The sequence below is a fragment of the Gardnerella sp. DNF00257 genome, from assembly GCF_049262745.1.
In the GTDB taxonomy this organism is placed as follows: Bacteria; Actinomycetota; Actinomycetes; order Actinomycetales; family Bifidobacteriaceae; genus Bifidobacterium; species Bifidobacterium piotii.
The window spans coordinates 1,375,693-1,397,652 of the sequence record NZ_CP058403.1; the positions used below are offsets into that span (position 1 = coordinate 1,375,693).

Below are 21,960 nucleotides of genomic sequence, written 5' to 3' on the forward strand. Positions count from 1 at the left end.
CACGAGTGAGACAAATCTAACAAAAGTAGGCCAAAAAACGTTACAAATGTCTCGCGAGCGAGACAAATGTAACGAATTCGGAGCGCAAAAAAGCCAGAGCTAAATGCCCTGGCCTTTTGCTAATCGTAAGTTAATTAACGCCGCGCGGCTTACGCGTATGCGTGCGAATCAAGTATTCCTGGCTATCTACCAATGGCCTGCCCTCTGCATCGCGAGAATGCAACGTATAAGTGCCGTCGCCATCCATCCACCAAGAAACCGTTGAATCCGCCATTTGAAAATCAATGTACTGAATCAACGCTTCCACCTGGTCTGGAGCACTTATGCGAACCAGCGTTTCAACGCGCCTATCAAGATTGCGATGCATCAAATCGGCCGAGCCAATCCACACTTCTGGGCCACTTGCAGGGCCATCGCCAATTTGCGGACCGCAAGAATTAGCAAACGCGTAGATTCGGCTGTGCTCAAGGAACCTGCCAAGAATAGAACGAACGCGAATATTCTCGCTCAAGCCTTCAATGCCAGGCTTTAGCGAGCAAATTCCACGCTCCACAATGTCAATCTTTACGCCAGCTTGAGCCGCACGGTACAAAGCATCAATCGTCTTTTCGTCAACAACAGAATTGACTTTAATCTTAATCCACGCTTCTTTACCAGCAAGAGCCGCTGCCTCTTCCCTGCGAATTCGCTCAATAATGCCAGTTCTAACTGTGCGAGGAGCCACAAGCAAGCGATGGAAGCTTGACTTTGGAGCGTAACCCGAAAGCTGATTAAACAAACGAGTCAAATCTTGACCAACTACAGGATCGCAAGTAAGCAAGCCTAAATCTGTGTAAAGGCGAGCCGTCTTAGGGTTGTAGTTGCCAGTACCAACGTGGCAATATCGACGCAATCCTTCGGCTTCTTGACGAACCACAAGCGAAAGCTTGCAATGCGTCTTTAATCCAACAATGCCATACACAACGTGAACGCCTGCGCGCTCAAGCTTGCGTGCCCAAGCAATGTTGGCGTCTTCGTCGAATCGCGCTTTAATCTCAACAAGCGCAAGCACCTGCTTGCCAGCGTGAGCCGCGTCTACAAGAGCGTCGATAATCGGCGAATTACTAGACGTGCGGTACAACGTTTGCTTAATTGCAAGCACTTTTGGATCTGCCGCCGCTTGCGCCAAGAACGCCTGAACAGAAGTAGAGAACGAATCGTAAGGGTGATGCAGCAAAATATCGTGCTCGCGAATCGAAGCGAAAATATCTTGCGCGTGGCTAGTTTCGACCTCTGCAATCTGGCGATTTGTAGTAGGAATAAACGGACGATACTTCAAATCTGGGCGATCCAGCGCTTGCAACTCAAAAAGAACCGTCATATCTAGCGGCGAAGGCAAACGATAGACTTCCTCTGGACTTACGCGCAATTGATTAGCCAGCAGCTGAGACAAGAATGGGCTAGCTTCGTCGGAAATCTCAAGACGAATAGGCGGCCCAAAACGACGACGCAAAAGCTCCTTTTCCATAGCGTTGAGCAAGTTTTCTGCATCGTCTTCCTCAACATCAATATCTTCGTTACGCGTAACGCGGAAAGATCGTGCTTCCTTAATAATCATGCCTGGGAAAAGCGATTCCAAATGTGCTGCAATCAACTTTTCCATAGTAATAAAGCCGTAGCGCTCTTCGCGACCTTCTTCGTCTGTTAAATCGTCAACTGGAACAAGACGATTCAAATTATCTGGAATCTTCACGCGAGCAAAATGCGACTTTCCAGAATTTGGATTTTCTACAATAACAGCCAAGTTGATTGACTTGCCAGAAATATATGGGAACGGGTGAGCAGGATCCACTGCAAGTGGCGTTAATACTGGGAAAACCTGCTTGCGATAATAGTCTGAAAGTCTATCTTTTTCGGATTGCGTAAGCTTATCCCAACTGAGCATAACAATGCGCTGCTTAGCAAGTTCTGGCAAAATGTGGTCAATAACATAATGCGCATGCTCATCTTGACGACGATGCGTAACCTCGCTAATTGCGCGCAATTGTTGACGCGGGCTAAGCCCACTTGCTGCGGTTACTGCGATTCCCGAGTCGATTCTGCGCTTTAAGCCTGCAACTCGAACCATAAAGAACTCGTCTAGGTTGGACGCAAAGATGGCTGCAAAATTAGCGCGTTCAAGAAGTGGTAAATCAGTATTTTGCGCTAGCTCAAGCACGCGACGATTGAACTTTAACCAGCTAAGCTCGCGGTCAAAGAAGCGATCTTTTGGCAACGGTAGCTCGCCCTCACGAGCTTCACGCTTTTCTGCCTTTTCGTCTTCGGCGATGTGCTCTGCAATTTGTCCGCGCAGAATCGCCTTTGAGGGAGCGTCAAAAATTTGTACCATACTCCGTAATTGTATGCGCTGTAAGGGATGTGCGCGACTGAGTGTCGGCGGCTGCGAGTGCTCGACACGCCGATATCTTCAATATGTGAACGCATTTGAACATGACAACCATTGCATGTTCACAAAATGATGCAAAACTTGCGACTTTCCCGCGTGCAAATGAACACTAATTACAATATGTTAACAAAAGCAATTTTGCACTTTACTCTTGAGTAAAAAGTTGTGATAATAATAACCACAAGAACAAATTGAAAGAGCGGTAACCCACAAAAATGTATGGATGTTAGATTCCAATTACGTTGGACGGATACTTAAGACTTTTACCGTTGCAACGAGGATGTTGTGCAGATGAATCCGCAAGATTGTTTTTGTAAGCAAGAGGCTCGCCAAGGTGGTGAGCCTCTTTTGATGCTCGGGAATTTTAAGTACTGGCGAGCGCTGGTTAGCTACTCCCCGCACCATCGCACATACACACTGTCTGGCTCTTAGGGGAAACTATCAAAGAATAATTGTTGGAAGAATATTGTTAAAATTCATTTTCTTAGCTTCTTTGAAAATGATTTATTAAATAAGAGCAAAACAGCAAAACAATTAAGAAGGATCGAAGAACCATGCAGCACTCGTTTACAGTAATGTTGGCAGCTGAGTTTATTGGCACTGCCATTCTTATGATTTTTGGCAATGGAGCCGTTGCCAATGTTGAACTTAAAAACACTAAAGGTCATCACGCAGGTTGGCTAAACATTGCTATGGGCTACGGTTTTGGTGTTATGTTCCCAGTGCTAATGTTTGGCGGAATTTCTGGCGCACACATAAATCCTGCTATGACTATTGCGCAAGCCGTAAATGGCATGTTCCCGTGGCAAAATGTTGCACCTTATATTGTTGCTCAGCTTTTGGGCGCGCTTGTTGGCCAGCTTATTGTGTACGTAACTTATTTGCCACATTACAACGAGACTGAGGAGCCAGAAGCAATTCTTGGCACGTTCTGCACTACGGATGCTTACAATAACAAGCTTAACTACTTCCTCAACGAATTCTTTGGCACGCTCGTACTTGTTTTGGCAGCTCTTTGCTGCCTGACTTCTCCTTGGGGAGAGAAGAATTTGGCTGGCGCATCAATCGTAGTTGGCTTTGTTGTTTGGGGATTGGTGACTTCTATGGGCGGTCCGACTGGTCCTGCTTTGAATCCTGCTCGAGACATTATGCCGCGTTTGCTTCACGCCATTTTGCCAATTCCACACAAGGGTTCTTCTCGCTGGTGCGAAGCGTGGATTCCAGTCGTAGCTCCTACTGCTGGCGCAATTTTGGGCGTGCTTATGTTTAAGTCGCTATTTGCGTAAATTAGATTTATCTTAAAATTAGACTTATCGTAAATTAGCATAAATTATTAGCGTAATTTTATAAGCACAATTTTAGAGCATAATAAATGAGCGTAATTGGTAGATTCGCACCCACTCCTTCTGGGCGTATGCATATTGGAAACATGGTTGCTATGCTTGCGGCTTGGCTTTCCGCAAAGTCGCAAGGTGGAAGCATGATTTTGCGCCTGGAAGATCTGGACATTGCTAGAATGCCAAAAGATGCAAGCGCGCAAATTATTGACGACTTGCGTTGGGCTGGTCTTGATTGGGTTTGCGAGCCGATTTATCAACATAATCGCAATGCAATCTACCAAGAAGCTCTGGAATCTCTGGAATCTTTGCAAGACGTCGACGGAAATTCGTTGATTTACCCATGTTTTTGCTCGCGTTCCGATATTCGAGCGATTGCAGCTCCGCAAGAAGGCGACGGTTTTATACGCTACCCAGGTACGTGCAGAAATCTGCGCAAAACTGCGGAAGGCCTGGCACAAATCGAAAAGCGTTTGCAAAATCATCAGCAACATTCTTTACGACTTGCTGTTCCCTCGGCTGATTCGCCGCAAGCGAATGTGAGTTTTGAAGACGTGATTTTTGGGGAGCAATCGTTTAACATTAATCGCGATTTGGGAGACATGGTGATTCGTCGCGCGGATGGCGTTTTTTCTTATCAGCTTGCTGTTGTTGTTGACGATGTTTTAAGCGGAGTAAATGATATTGTGCGCGGCCGCGATTTGCTTCGTTCTGCTGCGCTTCAGATTTGGATTGGCGAACTGCTGGAAAAATCGGGATTTTTTGCGACTCATGGCGTGCATTATGTGCAGCCAAAATTTGCGCATTTGCCACTGATTGATAACGCTCAAGGCGAGCGACTCGCAAAAAGTAAGCACTCGCTAGACGTTGGCGCGCTTCGAGAATCTGGCTGGAGCGCCGAGCGCATGATTGGCTATTGCATGTATCTTTTGGGATACAGGAATCCTGGTCAAACTCGCCCAGTAGACATGAGCACAGCAGATGCACTTGCGTTGTTTGAAATCGACGAAACGCCGTGGAATTCTGTTCGCGCAAACTTAGCAGACAAATCCGTGCCCTTCCTTGACTAAACTATGTATTTAGACTGAGAAAAGGAAGGGTTGAAATGAAATTTAGTGAATTGAGTAAAGAAGAGCAAAAAGATCTTGCGGAATATGGCGAGATTATTTCAAAAGAAATGGAAGCAAAATCGGAACCAGATTCAGGAGATCCGACTTTGGATTCTCGCTGGGATCCATCTCGTGAATTGAGCAGATTGAATTATCGCCGTCACGCAATTGAAAAAGAGATAAATAACGCTGTGTACAAAAGCCGCAAAAATGGTCAGTCTTGGAATAAGATAGGTCGCGCACTTGGAGTTACTGCAGAAGCTGCACGTCGTAAATATAGTGATAAAATTCCTCAATTAGTGTGACTATTTTTTATAAGATTAGATTGGGGCAATAATGGCATATATGACGCAAAAAGATTTGGCGAATACTGAGGTCGATTGTGTTCGCGCGCGTCAAATTGCCGACGGTGTGCACAGCGTGCAAGACGCCATTGCTCAAGCCGAATCGCATTATGGGCGCAAACCTGAGTCAGTTACGCTACTTGCTGCAACTAAAACGCGAGATGTTGGCGAGATTATGGCGGCGCTTAAAGCTGGAGTGCGCGTAATTGGGGAAAATCGTCCGCAAGAAATCGTTGCAAAAGCCGAGATTTTACGCAAGGAAGCTGCTCACGAGAATTTAAGCGTTGGTGTAAATGGCAGTATAAATAGCGAAATTCCGCTCTACTTAATCGGCCAATTGCAAAGCAATAAAATAAACAAAGTTTTGCCACTCGCAAATGGCATTCAGTCGGTTGATGGCATTGAACTTGCGCAAAAAATATCTACGCGCGCGCAAAATTTGGGACTTTGCACAGACGTTATGTTGGAAGTGAACGTTTCGGGAGAAGTTACAAAATCGGGGTGCGTGCCAGAACGCGCGATCGACGAAGCACTCGCTATATCTAGTTTGCCATCGCTTAATTTGCGCGGATTTATGACGCTTGGAGCGCGCGTGAATGATGAAAAAATAGTTAGAAGCGGTTTCGCTGCATTGCGAGAAATCAGAGATTGTGTAAGTGAGCAACTTGCGCAAGATTATGATGGAAACTCTGCAAAATTAGAGCTTTCAATGGGAATGTCTGGCGATTTTGCGTGGGCGATTGCCGAAGGCTCAACAATGGTTAGGATCGGTTCGGCAATCTTTGGCCCACGCGCATTTGTGTAGTTTAAGTCAAAGTTTTAAGTCAAATTGATGATTTTAATTACGCATGCATAATCACATTGCGAAGTGAACCAATTCCATCTACATGCACAATCGCTTCGTCGCCAGCGTGCAAAGTTCCTGCTGGATACGGCGTTCCAGTCAAAATAACATCTCCTGGAAGAAGTGTTGAGAAGCTTGAAATCGCAGCAATTTGCTCTGGAATGCTGTGAATCAATCGTGCTGTAGTGCCGCTCGCTTGTGGCACATCTTTGCCATTAAGCGTAAATGAGATATGGGAATCGCGCCAATTTAGCTCGGTTGTAATCCATGGACCAAGAGGGCAAGACGTGTCGAAGCCCTTTGCGCGCGTAAACATTGGGTCGCTGCCTGCGCAATCACGCAAAGTTACGTCATTTACACATGTAAAGCCAAAAACGTAGTCCATTGCCTTATCTACCGACACATTTTTGGCGATTTTGCCCATAACAACAGCCACTTCTGGCTCAAAATTCATATCGTTTGAAAAAGCAGGAACAACAATCGGATCGTCAGGTCCTATTACAGATGTGCTCGGCTTTGTAAAAATCACCATGTCTGCTGCCGTATGTGACGCGGCCGCAGCAGAAGATGCACGCTCTTCGGCAGAACGCGTATCGTAGTTTTTTGCCAATCCGTAGACTTTTGAAGGAATCACTGGCGCAAGCAGACGCACGCCGTCGGCGTCTAACTCGTAGCGCTTACCTGTTGGTTTAACTCCTTGAGGGCTTAGTGGATGGCCTTCTAGAGCTACTAAATAATCCTTGCCGTCTGCTTCATCTTTTTGAACGAAAGCGTATTGAGGAACTTCATTATAGGAAAAACGTGCAATTCTCATATTTTTAAGATTACGACATATTTAATACTTAGGAAAATACTTAGAAAAATACTTAGGAAAAGTCGCAAGCAACCGTTGTATAAGGAAACGCCACAAACATCTTGAAAACAAAACTTGAGTGTAGTAGACTCAAGTTTTAGAAATTGACAGAATGTGGTTTGAGTGTAATTGCAAAAATCGCACGCAAATCACCTAAAATCCGCAGAATAGCGGTGCAAATGGGGGTAAATATGGAACAAAAGTTTACAACCTTAGCGCAAGATGCATTAAGCGATGCTGTACAAAGCGCGGCGGCGGCTGGCAATGCGCAAGTAGACACGTTACATTTGGCAGATGCCTTACTTCGCCAAGAGCAAGGCGTAGTGCGCGCGCTTATTGCACAGGCTGGTGCAGACGCGCAACAAATCGGAGCCGAAATTCGCAACGCATTAGTGGCATTGCCTTCATCTACTGGCTCAACTACAACTAAGCCAGATGCAAGTCGTCAGCTTTTGGCTGCCTTAAGCCAGGCAGAAAAAGAAATGCGCACAATGGCAGACGAATACGTTTCTACAGAGCATATGCTTATTGGCATAGTTGCAAGCGCGCCGAATGCTGTTGCAGATATTTTCAAAAAGCACAATGTTTCTGCAGATGCGTTGCGCAAGGCTGTGCCAACTGTGCGCGGAGGTGCGAAAGTTACCAGCCCAGACGCGGAAGGCAACTACAAAGCGCTTGAAAAATATTCGGTTGATATGACTGCGCGCGCTCGCGAAGGAAAGCTCGACCCAGTAATTGGGCGCGACCAGGAGATTCGTCGCGTGATTCAGATTCTTTCTCGCCGCACAAAGAACAATCCTGTGCTAATTGGCGAGCCTGGCGTTGGTAAAACAGCAGTTGTAGAAGGATTGGCTCAGCGAATTGTTGCAGGAGATGTGCCTACAACTTTGCAAAACAAGCGTCTTATCAGTCTCGATTTGGCTTCGATGGTTGCAGGTTCGAAGTATCGCGGCGAGTTTGAGGAACGCTTAAAAGCAGTGTTGAAGGAAATTCAGCAATCAGACGGTCAAATTATTACGTTTATTGACGAGATTCACACTGTTGTTGGAGCAGGATCCGCAGAAGGTTCAATGGATGCTGGCAATATGCTTAAGCCAATGCTTGCGCGCGGTGAGCTGCGCTTGGTTGGTGCAACTACGCTTAACGAGTATCGTGAGCATATTGAAAAGGATTCGGCACTTGAGCGCAGATTCCAGCAAGTGTTTGTTGGCGAGCCGTCTGTTGAAGATACTGTGACGATTTTGCGCGGACTTAAGCAACGTTACGAAGCACACCACAAGGTGACTATTAGTGACGATGCAATTGTAGCTGCAGCAACGCTTTCAAACCGCTACATTACTGGCAGACAGCTTCCAGATAAGGCGATTGATTTGGTGGATGAAGCGGCGGCTCACTTGCGTATGGAGCTTGATTCTCAGCCAGAAGAAATCGACGAATTGCAGCGCAAAGTTACGCGTCTTGAAATGGAAGAAATGCAATTAAAGAAGGCGGAAGATGCTGCTGCACGCGAACGCTTAGAAAAGTTGCAGGAAGAATTAGCCAACTCGCGCGAAAAGCTTACTGGATTGAAAGCGCGTTGGGATGCGGAAAAGGCTGGCCATAACAAGGTTGGTGATTTGCGAGCACAACTCGACGCTAAGCGCGTAGAAGCCGACAAATTCACGCGCGAAGGCAATTTGGAGCAAGCAAGCCGTATTTTATATGGCGAAATTCCAAGCATTCAAAAAGCTTTGGAAGAAGCGGAATCACAGGCTGCTAATGCTAAGAGCGAAGCAAAAGAGCCAATGGTTCCAGATCAGGTTGATGCTGATTCTATTGCTGGAGTCGTTAGCGAATGGACTGGCATTCCTGTTGGTCGCTTAATGCAAGGCGAAAATGAGAAGCTGCTCAACATGGAAAAGGAGCTTTCTAAGCGCGTTGTTGGCCAAAGCGAAGCAATTCAGGCTATAGCGGATGCTGTGCGCAGAAGCCGCGCTGGAATTGCAGACCCGAATCGCCCAACTGGTTCGTTCCTATTCTTGGGTCCTACTGGCGTTGGTAAGACGGAGCTTGCAAAGGCTCTTGCTGACTTTTTGTTTGACGACGAGCGTGCAATGGTTCGCATTGATATGAGCGAGTACATGGAAAAGGCTTCCGTCTCGCGGCTTATCGGTGCTGCTCCTGGTTACATTGGCTATGAGGAAGGAGGCCAGCTTACTGAAGCCGTGCGACGCCGCCCGTATTCTGTAGTGCTTTTTGACGAAGTTGAGAAGGCACATCCAGAAGTATTCGACGTTTTGTTGCAGGTTTTGGACGATGGTCGTTTGACTGACGGTCAGGGTAGAACGGTTGATTTTACGAATACGATTTTGATTATGACATCAAACTTGGGTTCGCAATTCCTTGTGCAAGAAGGCTTGGACGATGCTGCTAAACGCAAGGCTGTTATGAACGCTGTTCACGCTGAGTTTAAGCCAGAGTTCATTAACCGTTTGGATGAGCTTGTTATGTTCCATCCGTTGAGTCGCGAAGAGCTTGGTGGAATTGTGGATATTCAAGTTCGTCAAGTGGCTGCGCGCTTGAGTGATCGCCGCATTAGCTTGGATGTGAGTGACTCTGCTCGCGCTTGGCTTGCGGAGCATGGCTATGATCCAGTTTACGGCGCTCGTCCGTTGCGTAGACTGGTTCAAACAGAAATTGGCGATCAGCTTGCGCGATTGCTGCTTTCTGGCAAGGTGCATGATGGCGCTCACGTAGTTGCGGATTGTGCAGAGAACGACGACAATGTGACCCTAAAGATTGCGTAGTGCCTGCATTCTTCAATGTAGCCAAATAATGTAGTCAAATAAAACAAAGCGTGCTGTTTATTGGATTATTTTCCAGTAGACAGCGCGCTATTTTGTTGCATAACACTTATTTTTCTATGCAATAATGCGCGTGTTTAATTATGTTTTAAAAGTCGAACCAGTAGTGTTTAATAGAACGTATGTTCGATAATATTGTGATGTTTGTTTTAATGGTGGTTGCTGTTGTAATAACCGCCATTGTTGTGCTGGCTATTGTTAAGCACAACAATGGAACGCAAGGCGCTAATGGCGTAAACCAGCGCGAATTTAACGAATTGCGCTCGCAGTATGAACAAGCGCGCGCTCAAGCGCAAGAAAATGGCAATCAGGCTATACGATATCGCACGCAAGCAGAGCAGCTTGCTGAGCGATTGAAATTTGTTGAGTCTGAGTTGTTAAAAGCGCAGCAAGCAGAGCAATTGCGAGTGAATCGCGAAGAACAATTGCGCACAGAGCGAGAAGAACGCGAACGGTTAAATCGTGAGAAAACTTTGAAAGAGCAAGGCAAAGTCTTGGAAGCGCTTGCTCCAGTAAAAGACAATCTCGAAGCTTTGAAGAATAAAGTTTCGCAGATTGAAGAAGGGCGTAAGCAAGAAATGGGTGCGCTGAACACTCAGCTTAAAGGCTTAAGCGAGCAGCAAGCAAGGCTTGACCGCGAAACAAGTTCGCTTTCTGCAGCATTGCGAAATAATAAGGTTCGCGGAGCTTGGGGCGAGGCTCAACTAAAGAATATTGTTGAATCTGCAGGCTTGCTTGAGCATGTTGATTTTGATACGCAGGTTGTTGTAACTGGAGTAAATGGCGAACAGCAGAGGCCAGATATGGTTGTGCATCTGCCAGGAGGCAAAACAATTCCAGTTGATGCAAAAGTTCCGTATGCGGATTATCAGCGCGCTTGCGAAATCCCAGATAACGCAAGCGACGAAGAATTAGCTAGAAGAAGTGAGCTTCTAAAAGCGCACGCTAAGGCTTTGCGAGAGCACGTTAGAGCATTAGGAGCTAAAGCATATTGGCAGGCTTTTGAAACAGCACCAGACTTTGTAGTTGCATTTATTCCAAACGAAGCATTGCTTCAGGCGGCCCTTGAGGCGGATCCAACGCTTATGGATGATGCTTTTGCGCAAAAAGTAGCACTCACTTCCCCAGTTACTTTGTGGGCCGTGCTTAAGTCTGTTGCATACGCATGGCAGCAGCAAAGTCTTACAGATGATGCAAAAGAACTTTTCGATCTATCTCGAGAATTGTACGATCGCTTTGCGGTTCTTGGAGAAAATGCTTCAAAACTTGGCGTATCTTTGGCAAGAACAGTCGCAGCTTACAATAAGTTTGCTTCTTCGCTTGAGTCTAGAGTGTTGGTAACAGCGCGTAAACTTCAGAAGTTAGACCAAAGTAAAGTTATTGCTTCAATAGATCTTATAGATTCCGATAAAGCTGATGTTAAAGAGCTGAGCGCTCCAGAAGTATCAGTAGAAGATCGTTAAGCATAAAAAATCAAAGCATAAAAAATTGAAGAACTCTAAACGCTAAGGAGTGCAAAAAATGACAGAATTACAAGAGGAACGCGCGGAACTTAAACGCATGCTTTGTGCGGATATGAGTGCGAAGCCATTTAGTGAACTGTTTTCTGTTACATTTGCTCAGCGCGGCTCTAAGCTAGTTGGTGATGTTCTTTTTGACGCAATTGAGAAAGCTGGGTATTCGTTAGAGCGCGATGTTGACGCAGTTGGTGCGTTAACTGCTGCTGCAGTTCCAATGGTTTTTGCACTTATTCATGCTGCAGAACGTAAAGGAATTGCGCTCGACGGCTTTGTTATGGATTTTGTTTTTCCTGCAACAAAAGGTCCGTCAGTTAAAGGCAAGCGAGTGCTGTTGCTTGATTCTTGGCTTTCTGAAAAATCGTATGTTCAAACTTCTTCGCTTGTAACTTTACGACACGGAAATGAATTAAGTCTTGATTTTGGCATTGTTAATCAGCAAGGCGCGCAAATTCTTGCTATAGTTGCATTAATTGGTGGTGTTGACGCCGACGAAGAAGGCACGAGGCATCTTCAATTAGTAAATCCAATAAGCGAGGAGAGTACTAAAATGGCATTTGTTCAAGCTTTCGGCGAAGAAGAATTACGTGCAGATGCAGATCACGAAGATTGCTGCAACGATCATTGCTGTGGCGGTCATTGCGAGGTTAAATGCACGGGAGATTGTGCTAACGATGGTTGCACTGAGCCTTGCTGTGAAGATAATTGCTGCGGTGGCCATTGCAAAGTAGAGTGCACTGGTGATTGCGCTAACGATGGTTGCACTGAGCCATGCTGCGAAGATAATTGCTGCGGCGGCCATTGCAAAGTAGAGTGCACTGGTGATTGTGCTCATGACGGTTGCACTGAGCCATGCTGCGAAGACAACTGCTGCGGTGGCCACTGCAAGTCAGGTTGCACAGGAGATTGCGCAACAGACTGCTGCCAAGACTAGCTGCAAATACTAGCTGCCAATACTAAGCAAAAGTATTAAACGGAGCAAAACTCACACATGCACGAACCAAATCCAATTACTTTGGCTGCAAAAGCTTCCGATGAGCCAGAATTTCGACCTATAGGAGTTGGCCCGTGGGAAGAAGAACACCCAGGTGAGCCTCGTCCAGATAATCCAGAATCGCCAAATTACGATGCGCGGTTTAGCGCTGAATTACTAGACGAAGGCGACCAGCGCAATGTGCTAGACCGCTACCGATACTGGAAAGTAGAAGCTATAAAAGCGGATCTCGATTCTAAAGGCCGTCACGAGTTTGAAGTAGCTGTAGAAAATTGGACTCACGATTTCAACATAGGCTCTATGGTTCGCACTGCAAACGCGTTTACTGCGAAAAAAGTGTATATTGTAGGGCCTCATAAATGGAATCGCAAAGGCTCGTTAATGACTGAGCTATACCAATACGTTGAGTGTTGCCCTACGATTGAAACTCTAGTGACTAATTGGCGCGAAGATATGCTTAAAGAAGCAGAAGAAGCGCATCAACTTTTGCTTAGAGCACAAGCAGATGGCAATAAAGAAGCCGAAAAAATCGCAAATATCAAGGAACAAGACGCTAAAAACGCGCGCGTTATAGCGCTCGATATTATTCCAGGCGCTGTTGCTATGGAAAACTACAAGTTCCCTAAACGTTGCCTTATGCTTTTTGGCGCAGAAGGTCCAGGTCTTTCTAAAAAAGCGCTAGAAATGGCGGATGACGTTGTTTACATTTCGCAATTTGGCTCTGTTCGTTCACTAAACGCAGGAGCTGCTGCAGCTGTTTCCATGCACGCGTGGATTGCGCAACATGCAGCACCAAATTGCTGAATCTTAATTAAAATTTCAGCAGCAAAAATTTCAACAGCAAAATCTCAACAAATATTAATCAAAATGCAGTAGCTTGTACTCATAAACACTTACATTTTAGGTGTATTTTTTTTATTTGTGATATTGTTAATTTATGTTAGAATTTCAACATATCACAAAGCGTTTTGGCGAAAAAACAGCGCTTAACGACGTTTCTTTTATTGCCGAAGACGGTAAAGTCACGGGCTTTTTGGGCCCTAACGGCGCTGGTAAATCTACTACCATGCGTTGTGCGTTAAATCTTATTCATGCCAATAGTGGCACTTCTCTTATTGACGGCAAACCTTACGCAAAAATTGCCTCTCCAATGACGGAAGTTGGAGCAGTTCTTGACGCAAAGTCTGCTCACAGGGGCCGTACGGCTTACAATCACCTGTATTCATTGGCTTTAACTCATGGAATATCAAAAAAGCGCGTTGACGAAGTGATTGATATTACTGGTTTAACTAGTGTTAAAACCCGCAAAGCAGGGTCCTTCTCGCTTGGTATGAGCCAGCGTCTTTCCATTGCGGCGGCTCTTTTAGCAGATCCGCACAATCTTATTTTGGACGAGCCAATTAACGGCTTAGATCCAGAAGGCGTTAAGTGGGTTCGTGAATTATGCAAGTATTACGCAAGCGAAGGCCGCGCAATACTACTTAGCTCGCACTTAATGAGCGAAGTTGCGCTTACTGCAGATAACCTTGTGATTATTGCGCATGGCGAGATTTTGAAGCGCACAACGGTTCAAGATTTTGTTGACGCACATTCGCAGCACGCTGTGCGACTTGTAACTCCAGAAGGCGAAAAACTAAAGTCTGTGCTTGCTCAAAATAATCCTGAATGCAAGATTTTGCCAGATAATCGCACGCCTCAAGATGTTCAAGAAGGCGAACTTTTTAGAATAACAGGTTGCGAGCTAAGCCAGATTGCGCGAGAAATTGCAGATAATCAAATTTTGGTATATCAGCTTAATTACGAGCATGCGTCGCTTGAGGAAGCATATTTGGCTCTTACACACGGTCAAGAGCAGTATGTAACGAAGGCTGTTCCTAGCAGCGGCTCGAAGCCGAGTGAGCAAAAGACTACTGAGCAAAGCGCAACGCAATCTAATAATGAGGAGAGTGCAAAATGAGTGAGCAAGTAGCAAATCAACAAGTGCAATCTTCTGAATCTAACGCACATCAGTCTAACGCGTATAAAACAGGTCGCAGCATGAACGCTCAGCACTTGCGTCTAACATTTATGCACACGCTTAAATCCGAGATTGTTAAGTTGCGCGGACTTGCGTCAACATGGTGGTGCATGGCATTAACAATTGTTTTGCCAGTAATCTTTAGCTTTATTATAGCGATTGTGCAAAAAGCAATGTCTAAAGTTGACATTAAGAATGGAGCAAATCAAGGCAAATCAAGCGCTGCAATTACTGTTGGGCCGAGCAATAAAAGTAGCCTTATTGCATCTCAAGATAGCATTTTCCACTTAGTTATTAGCTTTGCTTCTGTATCTTTGATTGTTCTAGCGATTTTTGCAGTGCTTGCTGTAACCGCGGAGCATTCTACAACTTCGATTCAGGCTTCTCTTACAGCTGTACCTAGAAGGGGTATGTTCTTTACGGCTAAGTTTATTGCTGTTGCAATCTACGTTTTTGTGGTTCAACTTATTGCAATGGCAATTTCGCTAGCCGCTGCAGAATTAGCTTTTATAGGAGACAGCACTTCTGGATTATCTGGAAGCAACGCGTGGAAATTGCCTCTTACGCTGTTTCTTGGCTCTCCTGCAATTATGGTTGTTGTAGCAGCAATGGCGTACGGCTTTGGCATGATTTGCAAGTCAACTGCTGGCGGAATTATGTGCGTTATTGGAGCCGTGATGATTTTGCCTAGTGTTCTTAGCATTATTATGTTTGCGAGCAATTTCGCGAAGTGGAATTCAATACTTATACAGCTTTTGCCAGCCACAGCGGTGGAGAAATTCTTGGGCGGCTCCCCTAATTCGGGTGCACAGCTTCCACCAAACGCATATATTTTTACATGGTGGCAATCAGGCTTGGTGGTTCTTGCTTGGGGCGTAGTCATGTATGCAATTGGCCACGTTGTGGAAAAGCATCGCGATATTTAGCGCGATATCTAAAATATTTAAATATTCTGCAAATAATATTTTGCAAAAACAATAAGGGCTTTATCTCGTAACTGACTACAAGATAAAGCCCTTTTTGCATAATTTTTGCTATAGCAAAGGTCACGCATCACACATATAGTTGAGGTTATGCCAACATTCACACGCGAAGAAATTGAGCATCTGGGCGTTCTATCCCAGATTGCGCTTAGCGACGAAGAAATCAGTCGCTTGCAAGGCGAATTAAACGTCATTGCAGAATCTATTAACAAAGTGCAGGAAGTTGCTGGCGAAGATGTGCCACCTACTGCAAATCCAGTACCTCTTGAAGCGTATTTGCGCCCAGACGAGCCTGCTACGCCATTGACTCAAGAAGAAGCGCTTTCTGGCGCTCCTAGAAGCGAGTCTGGCATGTTTGTAGCACCTCGAATTTTGGGGGAGGAATAAACATGACTAATACTCAAGATTTAGTAAAGCTTTCTGCTGCCGATATGGCAAAAGCTGTAAAATCTAAGGAAGTTTCTAGCCGCGAGCTTGTTGAAGCTCACTTGGCAGTAATCGAAGCAGCCGAACCAGAAATCAAAGCATTCTTGCACGTTTCTGCAGATGTTGCACTTGAACAAGCAGACGCTTTTGATAAAAAGAATGCTAATGGCGAAGCTGAAGGCTTACCTGAGCTTGCAGGCGTTCCAATTGCCATTAAAGACATGATTGTTACTAAGGGCATTCCTACTACTGCAGCCTCTAAGATTCTTGAAGGCTGGGTTCCACCTTACGACGCTACTGTTATTGAAAAGCTCAAGGCAGCTGGCATGCCAATTCTTGGCAAGACTAATTTGGATGAGTTTGCTCAAGGTTCTTCTACCGAGCATTCCGCTTACCAAACCACTTGCAACCCTTGGGATACCGAGCGCGTTCCTGGCGGCTCTGGCGGCGGTTCTGCAGCTGCTGTTGCTGCATTCGAGGCTCCTATTGCTTTGGGTACAGATACTGGTGGCTCTATTCGCCAGCCAGGCGCTTTAACTGGTACAGTCGGCGCAAAGCCAACTTACGGCGGAGTTAGCCGTTTTGGCGCAATCGCCATGGCAAGCTCGCTAGACCAGATTGGCCCTGTTTCTCGTACCGTTCTTGACTCTGCACTTTTGCAAGAGATTATTGGCGGCAACGATAAGCGCGATTCCACTTCGATTCCAGCTCCTGTTCCTCCAATGGCTCAGGCTGCGCGCGAGGGTGCTCGCCGCGATTTGAAGGGCGTAAAGGTTGGTCTTGTTAAAGAGCTTAGCGGCGAAGGCTTCCAGCCAGGCGTTGAAGCACGCTTTAATGAGGCTGTGCAATTGCTTAAAGATATGGGCGCAGAAGTAACAGAAGTCTCCTGCCCTCACTTCCCTTACTCGCTATCTGCATACTACATAATCATGCCTTCCGAAGTTAGCTCCAACTTGGCTCGCTACGACGGAATGCGCTACGGTTTGCGCGTAATGCCGCCAGCAGATAAGCCTCAAACTGCTGCAAACATGATGGCTGCAACTCGCGAAGCTGGCTTTGGTGACGAAGTAAAGCGCCGTATTATTCTTGGCACTTACGCACTTTCTGCTGGCTACTACGACGCTTGGTATGGTTCTGCACAAAAGGTTCGTACGCTTATTATTCGCGACTTTGAAGAAGCGTTTAATAAGGTAGATGTTCTAGTCTCCCCAACAAGCCCTACAACGGCATTTAAGTTTGGCGAGAAGATGAACGATCCACTTTCCATGTACATGAACGATATTGCTACGATTCCTGCAAACATGGCTGGCGTTCCAGCTTTGAGCCTCCCAGCTGGCTTAAGCGACGATGGTCTGCCTGTTGGTATTCAGATTATTGCTCCGCAATGCCATGATGAAAAGATGTACAAGCCTGCAGCAGCGTTGGAAGCAGCGCTCGAAGAAAAGTGGAGCGGCCCAATCTGGAAGTCGCTTAAAGCTGGTTGGCTCGATTCATTGGCTAAGTAAAGTGAAATAAAGCTTAAGTAAGAAGGATTCTCATGGCTGAAAAACTTATGAAATACGCCGATGCTGTGGAGCAATTTGACCCAGTTTTCGGCTTGGAAACTCACGTTGAGCTTAGCACTCGCACAAAGCTGTTCTGCCCAGCAGAAGTATCTTTTGGCGGCGAACCAAACACTCAGCTAACACCTGTAAGCCTTGGTTTGCCAGGCTCTTTGCCAGTTGTAAACAAGACTGCAGTTGATTACGCGATTAAGCTTGGCTTAGCGTTGCATTGCGAGATTGCCGAGTGGAGCCAGTTCGCTCGTAAAAACTACTTCTACCCAGATATGCCTCGCGATTACCAGATTTCCCAGTACGATAAGCCAACTAATGGCAACGGCTACTTGGATGTTGAGCTGGAAGATGGCACTGTGTTCCGCGTTCCGATTGAGCGCGCTCACATTGAGGATGACGCTGGCAAGAATACTCACGTTGGCGGCGCAGATGGCCGAATCGAAGGCGCAAATCATTCTTTGGTTGATTACAATCGCGCAGGCGTGCCTTTGATCGAGATTGTAACTAAGCCAATCGAAGGTGCTGGCAGCCGCGCTCCAGAAATCGCAGGCGCATACATGCGCGCTATTCGCGATATTGTTCGCGCTCTCAACATCTCCCACGCTCGCATGGAGCAGGGCAATATGCGCGCAGACGTAAACGTTTCGCTTCGCAGAAAGCCAACCGATCCGTTCGGCACGCGTTCTGAAACTAAGAATGTGAACACATTCCGCGGAATTGAAAAGACGCTGCAATACGAGATTCGTCGTCAGGCTGCTATTTTGAGCGAAGGTGGCGAGATTTTGCAAGAGACACGTCACTGGGATGAGGCAACTCAGACTACTGCTGGCGGCCGCGTAAAGTCTGACGCCGACGATTATCGCTACTTCCCAGATCCAGATTTGGTTATGCTTCACATTACTAAAGAGCATATTGAGCGCATGAAGGCAGAGATGCCAGAAATGCCTCGCGAGCGCCGCAACCGCTTGCAAAGCGAATGGGGTATTAGCGATCTTGAAATGCGCGATATTCTTAACGCGGATGCTCTTGATTTGGTTGAAGAAACCGTTAAGGCTGGTGCAAGTGCTGCTGGTGCTAAAAAGTGGTGGCTTGGTGAGCTTGCTCGCGAAGCAAACACTCGTGGTGTAACTTTGGAAGAATTGCCTATTACTCCGCAAGACGTTGCGCAAGTTGAAAAGCTCATTGCAGACGGCAATCTTAACGATAAGCTTGCTAAGCAAACTGTTGCATGCGTTTTGTCTGGCGAGGGTAAGCCTGATGAAGTTGTTAAGAAGCACGGATTTAAGGTTATGAACGACGATGGCGCTTTGGAAGCCGCTGTTGACGCTGCTCTTGCAGCAGACCCAGAGGTTGCCGAAAAGCTTAAGTCTGGAAATATGAAGCCGATGGGCGCAATTATTGGCGCCGTTATGCGTGCAACTAAGGGTCAGGCAGACGCTAAGGCCGTTACTAAGATTGTAATGGCAAAAATCAAAGGCTAGTTTAGATTAGCTTTTACTTTGCACTTTTTGCGCTTTATACTTTGCGTTTTAACTTTGTATTTTATAGCATTGTATAGGGTGCAAAAAGTGCGATTTTATAACGCTGTTTTTACTGCTTTTGTAGTGCTTTTTGTAAGCTTTGTAACACGTAAGTCGATTGTACGAAAAAGGTGAATATGCAAGGATTCAATGCTGATTCTACAAGCCACCGCGAGTTGCCAGAAAATATTACGATTCCACCAATCCGCGGCGAAATGGCGCGTCTTAGGCCAGCAACAATCGAAGATTTGGCGCAAATGGACGCATTGCACGCTTTTGATGGAGCAGCCGTTATAACAGGCAAAGATTCGCAATCGGAGCGCGCTATGGTTCGTGCTTGGGTAAATCGTTCTGTGCAATGGTCTTCGGCTGGAATCAATGAGGCAAAATCTAATCAGTATGCCGCCGCTGGCGACGCTCAATCGCGCCCAACAATCGCATGGTCAATTGTGCCAGATTTTATTGATGACTCCGAAAACGCTAATGGCAATATTATTGGAATGATATTTTTAATTGACATTGACGGTTGGTCTAAATCCGCTAGGATCCAGGTGATTCTAGGACGCGACTATAGGGGTCGTGGGTATTCTAGGGATGCAATGCCTAGAGTTATGACTTACGGTTTTGCGCCAAGCGAGGTGGGGCTTGCTTTACACAGGATTTGGGTTGGTGTTCCTGCAGCAAACGCGCGCTCACTTTCGGTATATCAGTCGCTTGGCTTTATGAAAACTGGAACATCTCGCGACGCTTTGTGGGATTCTCAAAGCCAAAAATATCAAGATTTTGTAGTAATGGACACTCTTGTAGACGAGTACGATGCAATTCGCTCGCTAGACGCTTTTGGACTACACGTTATTGAAGATAATCCTGGCGTTTGCGAAGCTTTAAGCGCGCACGAACATTCGATTGCAATCCCAGTTAAAAATGGCGATTCGCGCAAGTCGTTAACGGCCGATAAGGCCGAGCATAGTGTTAAGCACACGGATAATTCCTCTAAGCGCGCATGGTGGCGTATTATAGGACGAGGCCGCAAGCGTGCTCAAGAAGACGACGCAGCGAATAAAGCTACATCAAATACGCAAATCACGCCAACGGAAGGGAAGCAATGAGCGCCGAAGACCTCGACAATTACGAAACAGACGCCGAACTTGCGTTATACAAGGAATATCGTGACGTTATTAAGCTTTTTACGTACGTTGTAGAAACAGAACGCCGATTTTACTTGGCAAATAAGGTTGATTTTAACGTGCGCTCCGCAGGTCAAGACGTGTACTTTGACGTGCAATTAACAGACGCTTGGGTGTGGGATGTTTACCGCCCTTCGCGATTTGTAAAAAACGTTCGTATTGTTACGTTTAAAGACGTAAATGTGGAAGAAGTACAAAAAACAGATATTGATATTCCAGAATCTATCGCGTGATAAGAGTATAATAGTAAAGCTTATATTTAGATTTCAGTATAAATACGTGCTTGCAATTTTGCGTTTTTGACTTTATAAAGCGGTTTTTAGTTATGGAGGAAAATTGGCTGATACACAATCCCAGAAACAATCTGTAGTGATTATTGGTGGCGGTCCGGCAGGGTTGACGGCAGCTTGGGAGCTTGTAAAAGATGGCGGCTCTAGCCGCTACGATGTGACTGTTCTTGAGGCAACCAGCGAGTTTGGTGGCATTTCTCGCACCGTAAAATACAACGGAAACCGCATGGATATTGGCGGACACCGATTCTTCTCTAAAGACGATCGCATTATGCAATGGTGGCGAGATATGTTGCCTCTTCAGGGCGCTCCTTCTTACGACGATAAGAAGCTTGGCAGGCATCACGATTTAGAGGCTGGAGGCCCAGACCCAGAAGTCGAAGATGAAGTTATGCTTAAGCGTCATCGTGTTTCTAGAATCTTCTGGAATCATCATTTCTTCGACTACCCTATTTCTCTTTCTGCGTCCACCTTGCGATCTATGGGCTTTGTGCTAACAATGAAGGTTGGTTTTAGCTACCTTTGGTCCATGATTCACAAGTTGCCAGAAACAAACCTCGAAAACTTCTACATTAATCGCTTTGGCAAAAAGCTGTATTCCATGTTCTTTGAGGGCTACACCGAGAAGCTTTGGGGAAGGCATCCAAGCCAGATTTCCGCCGATTGGGGAGCTCAGCGCGTTAAAGGCTTGAGCATTGTTGAAGTTTTGAAGAACGCTATTTCTAAGCTTATGCCTAAAAATAAGGCAAGTCAGAAAGAAGTTGAGACTTCTTTAATTGAGGAATTTTGGTATCCTAAGCTTGGTCCAGGTCAGCTTTGGGAGACTGTTGAACGCCGTTGCCGCGAAAATGGCGCTACTGTTTTAACAGGATCTAAAGTTGTTGCCGTAAAGCAAGCGGATGGCAAGATTTGCAGTGTTGTTGTTGAAAATCAAAATGGCGAGCGCAGTGAGCTTCGTGCGGATCAGTTTATTTCGTCTATGCCAATTAAAGATTTGGTTGCGTCTATTGAGCAAGGCGCGAATGGCGATGCAAATGCAGAAGTTCCACAAGACTTGCAAAAAGTTGCAGCAGGCTTGCCTTACCGCGATTTTGTGACTGTTGGCTTGCTTGTTAAGCGCATGCGTTTGCGCAATACTACAGACATTCCAACGCTTGGCAACCCTCCTATTGTGCCAGATTGCTGGATTTACGTTCAAGACCCTGGTTACAAGGTTGGACGTTTGCAAATCTTTAACAACTGGAGTCCATACCTTGTTAAAGATGTTGATAATACTGTTTGGATTGGCCTTGAATACTTCTGCAGCGAAGGCGACGATTTTTGGAATATGAGCGACGAAGAAGCTCGCAAAAACGCAATTGACGAGTTGATTCGCATGCAAGTTATTGACAGCGAAGACGACGTTTTAGATGCTCATCGCGAACGCGTTCCAAAGGCCTACCCTGCTTACTTTGATACTTACGCTCAAATGCCTGATCTTGTTAAGTACTTAGACGGTTTTGGCAACTTGTATTGTGTTGGTAGAAATGGCCAGCATCGCTACAATAACCAGGATCACTCAATGGCAACTGCTATTGAAGCTGTTCAAAACATCAATAGTGGTAAGAAGTCTAAAGATAACGTTTGGTCTGTTAATACCGAAAAATCGTATCACGAAAAGAAGTAGCGCTTGTAACGTTTATAACGCTTATAACGCTTATAACGTCTGCATTGCC

General features: G+C 45.9%; 18 protein-coding genes. 16 read left to right on the plus strand and 2 right to left on the minus strand.

The window, feature by feature from the left end:
* Positions 1 to 130 precede the first annotated feature (130 nt).
* A complete protein-coding gene (locus tag HXT23_RS05455) occupies positions 131 to 2,368 on the minus strand; it encodes an RNA degradosome polyphosphate kinase (RefSeq protein WP_016635630.1) in 2,238 nt (745 codons plus the stop codon).
* A gap of 611 nt (positions 2,369 to 2,979) precedes the next feature.
* Here HXT23_RS05455 and HXT23_RS05460 point away from each other — a divergent pair.
* From HXT23_RS05460 to HXT23_RS05475, 4 genes are all read left to right on the plus strand, one after another.
* On the plus strand, positions 2,980 to 3,711 hold the full coding sequence (locus tag HXT23_RS05460; RefSeq protein WP_016795912.1) for an MIP/aquaporin family protein: 732 nt from the start codon (positions 2,980 to 2,982) through the stop codon (positions 3,709 to 3,711).
* 86 nt (positions 3,712 to 3,797) lie between these two features.
* Complete coding sequence (locus HXT23_RS05465) at positions 3,798 to 4,832, plus strand: glutamyl-Q tRNA(Asp) synthetase (RefSeq protein WP_422112802.1); 1,035 nt, start codon at positions 3,798 to 3,800, stop codon at positions 4,830 to 4,832.
* Between the two features lie 35 nt (positions 4,833 to 4,867).
* The gene (locus tag HXT23_RS05470) at positions 4,868 to 5,176 is read left to right on the plus strand and encodes a hypothetical protein (RefSeq protein ID WP_119529114.1); all 309 of its coding nucleotides are present in this window, start codon (positions 4,868 to 4,870) and stop codon (positions 5,174 to 5,176) included.
* 31 nt (positions 5,177 to 5,207) lie between these two features.
* Complete coding sequence (locus HXT23_RS05475; RefSeq protein WP_422112803.1) at positions 5,208 to 6,020, plus strand: YggS family pyridoxal phosphate-dependent enzyme; 813 nt, start codon at positions 5,208 to 5,210, stop codon at positions 6,018 to 6,020.
* Positions 6,021 to 6,057: 37 nt separating this feature from the next.
* Here HXT23_RS05475 and HXT23_RS05480 read toward each other — a convergent pair whose 3' ends face one another.
* The gene (locus HXT23_RS05480) at positions 6,058 to 6,873 is read right to left on the minus strand and encodes a fumarylacetoacetate hydrolase family protein (RefSeq protein WP_422112804.1); all 816 of its coding nucleotides are present in this window, start codon (positions 6,871 to 6,873) and stop codon (positions 6,058 to 6,060) included.
* A gap of 230 nt (positions 6,874 to 7,103) precedes the next feature.
* Here HXT23_RS05480 and clpB point away from each other — a divergent pair, with 230 nt between their 5' ends.
* The 12 genes from clpB (at position 7,104) to HXT23_RS05540 (ending at position 21,911) form a co-directional block, all read left to right on the plus strand.
* Entirely contained in the window at positions 7,104 to 9,698 is a 2,595-nt protein-coding gene (gene clpB / locus HXT23_RS05485; protein ID WP_422112805.1) for an ATP-dependent chaperone ClpB, read from the plus strand.
* A gap of 179 nt (positions 9,699 to 9,877) precedes the next feature.
* Positions 9,878 to 11,218, plus strand: coding sequence for a DNA recombination protein RmuC (gene rmuC, locus HXT23_RS05490; protein WP_422112806.1), 1,341 nt, complete (start codon positions 9,878 to 9,880; stop codon positions 11,216 to 11,218).
* A 58-nt stretch (positions 11,219 to 11,276) separates the two neighbouring features.
* On the plus strand, positions 11,277 to 12,206 hold the full coding sequence (locus tag HXT23_RS05495) for a hypothetical protein (protein WP_422112807.1): 930 nt from the start codon (positions 11,277 to 11,279) through the stop codon (positions 12,204 to 12,206).
* Between the two features lie 57 nt (positions 12,207 to 12,263).
* Positions 12,264 to 13,070 (plus strand): TrmH family RNA methyltransferase, encoded by an 807-nt coding sequence (locus HXT23_RS05500; protein WP_422112808.1) that lies wholly within the window; start codon positions 12,264 to 12,266, stop codon positions 13,068 to 13,070.
* A 133-nt stretch (positions 13,071 to 13,203) separates the two neighbouring features.
* Positions 13,204 to 14,223, plus strand: a complete 1,020-nt coding sequence (locus HXT23_RS05505) for an ATP-binding cassette domain-containing protein (RefSeq protein ID WP_422112809.1) — start codon at positions 13,204 to 13,206, stop codon at positions 14,221 to 14,223.
* On the plus strand, positions 14,220 to 15,209 hold the full coding sequence (locus HXT23_RS05510) for an ABC transporter permease subunit (protein WP_116692377.1): 990 nt from the start codon (positions 14,220 to 14,222) through the stop codon (positions 15,207 to 15,209). Before HXT23_RS05505 ends, HXT23_RS05510 begins: the two co-directional genes overlap by 4 nt.
* A gap of 147 nt (positions 15,210 to 15,356) precedes the next feature.
* Complete coding sequence (gene gatC / locus HXT23_RS05515; protein ID WP_004114131.1) at positions 15,357 to 15,653, plus strand: Asp-tRNA(Asn)/Glu-tRNA(Gln) amidotransferase subunit GatC; 297 nt, start codon at positions 15,357 to 15,359, stop codon at positions 15,651 to 15,653.
* Positions 15,654 to 15,655: 2 nt separating this feature from the next.
* Entirely contained in the window at positions 15,656 to 17,197 is a 1,542-nt protein-coding gene (gatA, locus tag HXT23_RS05520) for an Asp-tRNA(Asn)/Glu-tRNA(Gln) amidotransferase subunit GatA (protein WP_004132288.1), read from the plus strand.
* Between the two features lie 32 nt (positions 17,198 to 17,229).
* A complete protein-coding gene (gene gatB / locus HXT23_RS05525; RefSeq protein WP_116285403.1) occupies positions 17,230 to 18,729 on the plus strand; it encodes an Asp-tRNA(Asn)/Glu-tRNA(Gln) amidotransferase subunit GatB in 1,500 nt (499 codons plus the stop codon).
* A gap of 176 nt (positions 18,730 to 18,905) precedes the next feature.
* A complete protein-coding gene (locus HXT23_RS05530) occupies positions 18,906 to 19,877 on the plus strand; it encodes a GNAT family N-acetyltransferase (protein ID WP_415684609.1) in 972 nt (323 codons plus the stop codon).
* Positions 19,874 to 20,188 (plus strand): DUF2469 domain-containing protein, encoded by a 315-nt coding sequence (locus tag HXT23_RS05535; RefSeq protein ID WP_004105898.1) that lies wholly within the window; start codon positions 19,874 to 19,876, stop codon positions 20,186 to 20,188. The genes HXT23_RS05530 and HXT23_RS05535 overlap by 4 nt, the downstream gene beginning before the upstream one ends.
* Before the next feature lie 103 nt (positions 20,189 to 20,291).
* Positions 20,292 to 21,911, plus strand: coding sequence for an NAD(P)/FAD-dependent oxidoreductase (locus HXT23_RS05540; RefSeq protein WP_174191212.1), 1,620 nt, complete (start codon positions 20,292 to 20,294; stop codon positions 21,909 to 21,911).
* The last annotated feature ends 49 nt before the right edge of the window (positions 21,912 to 21,960 follow it).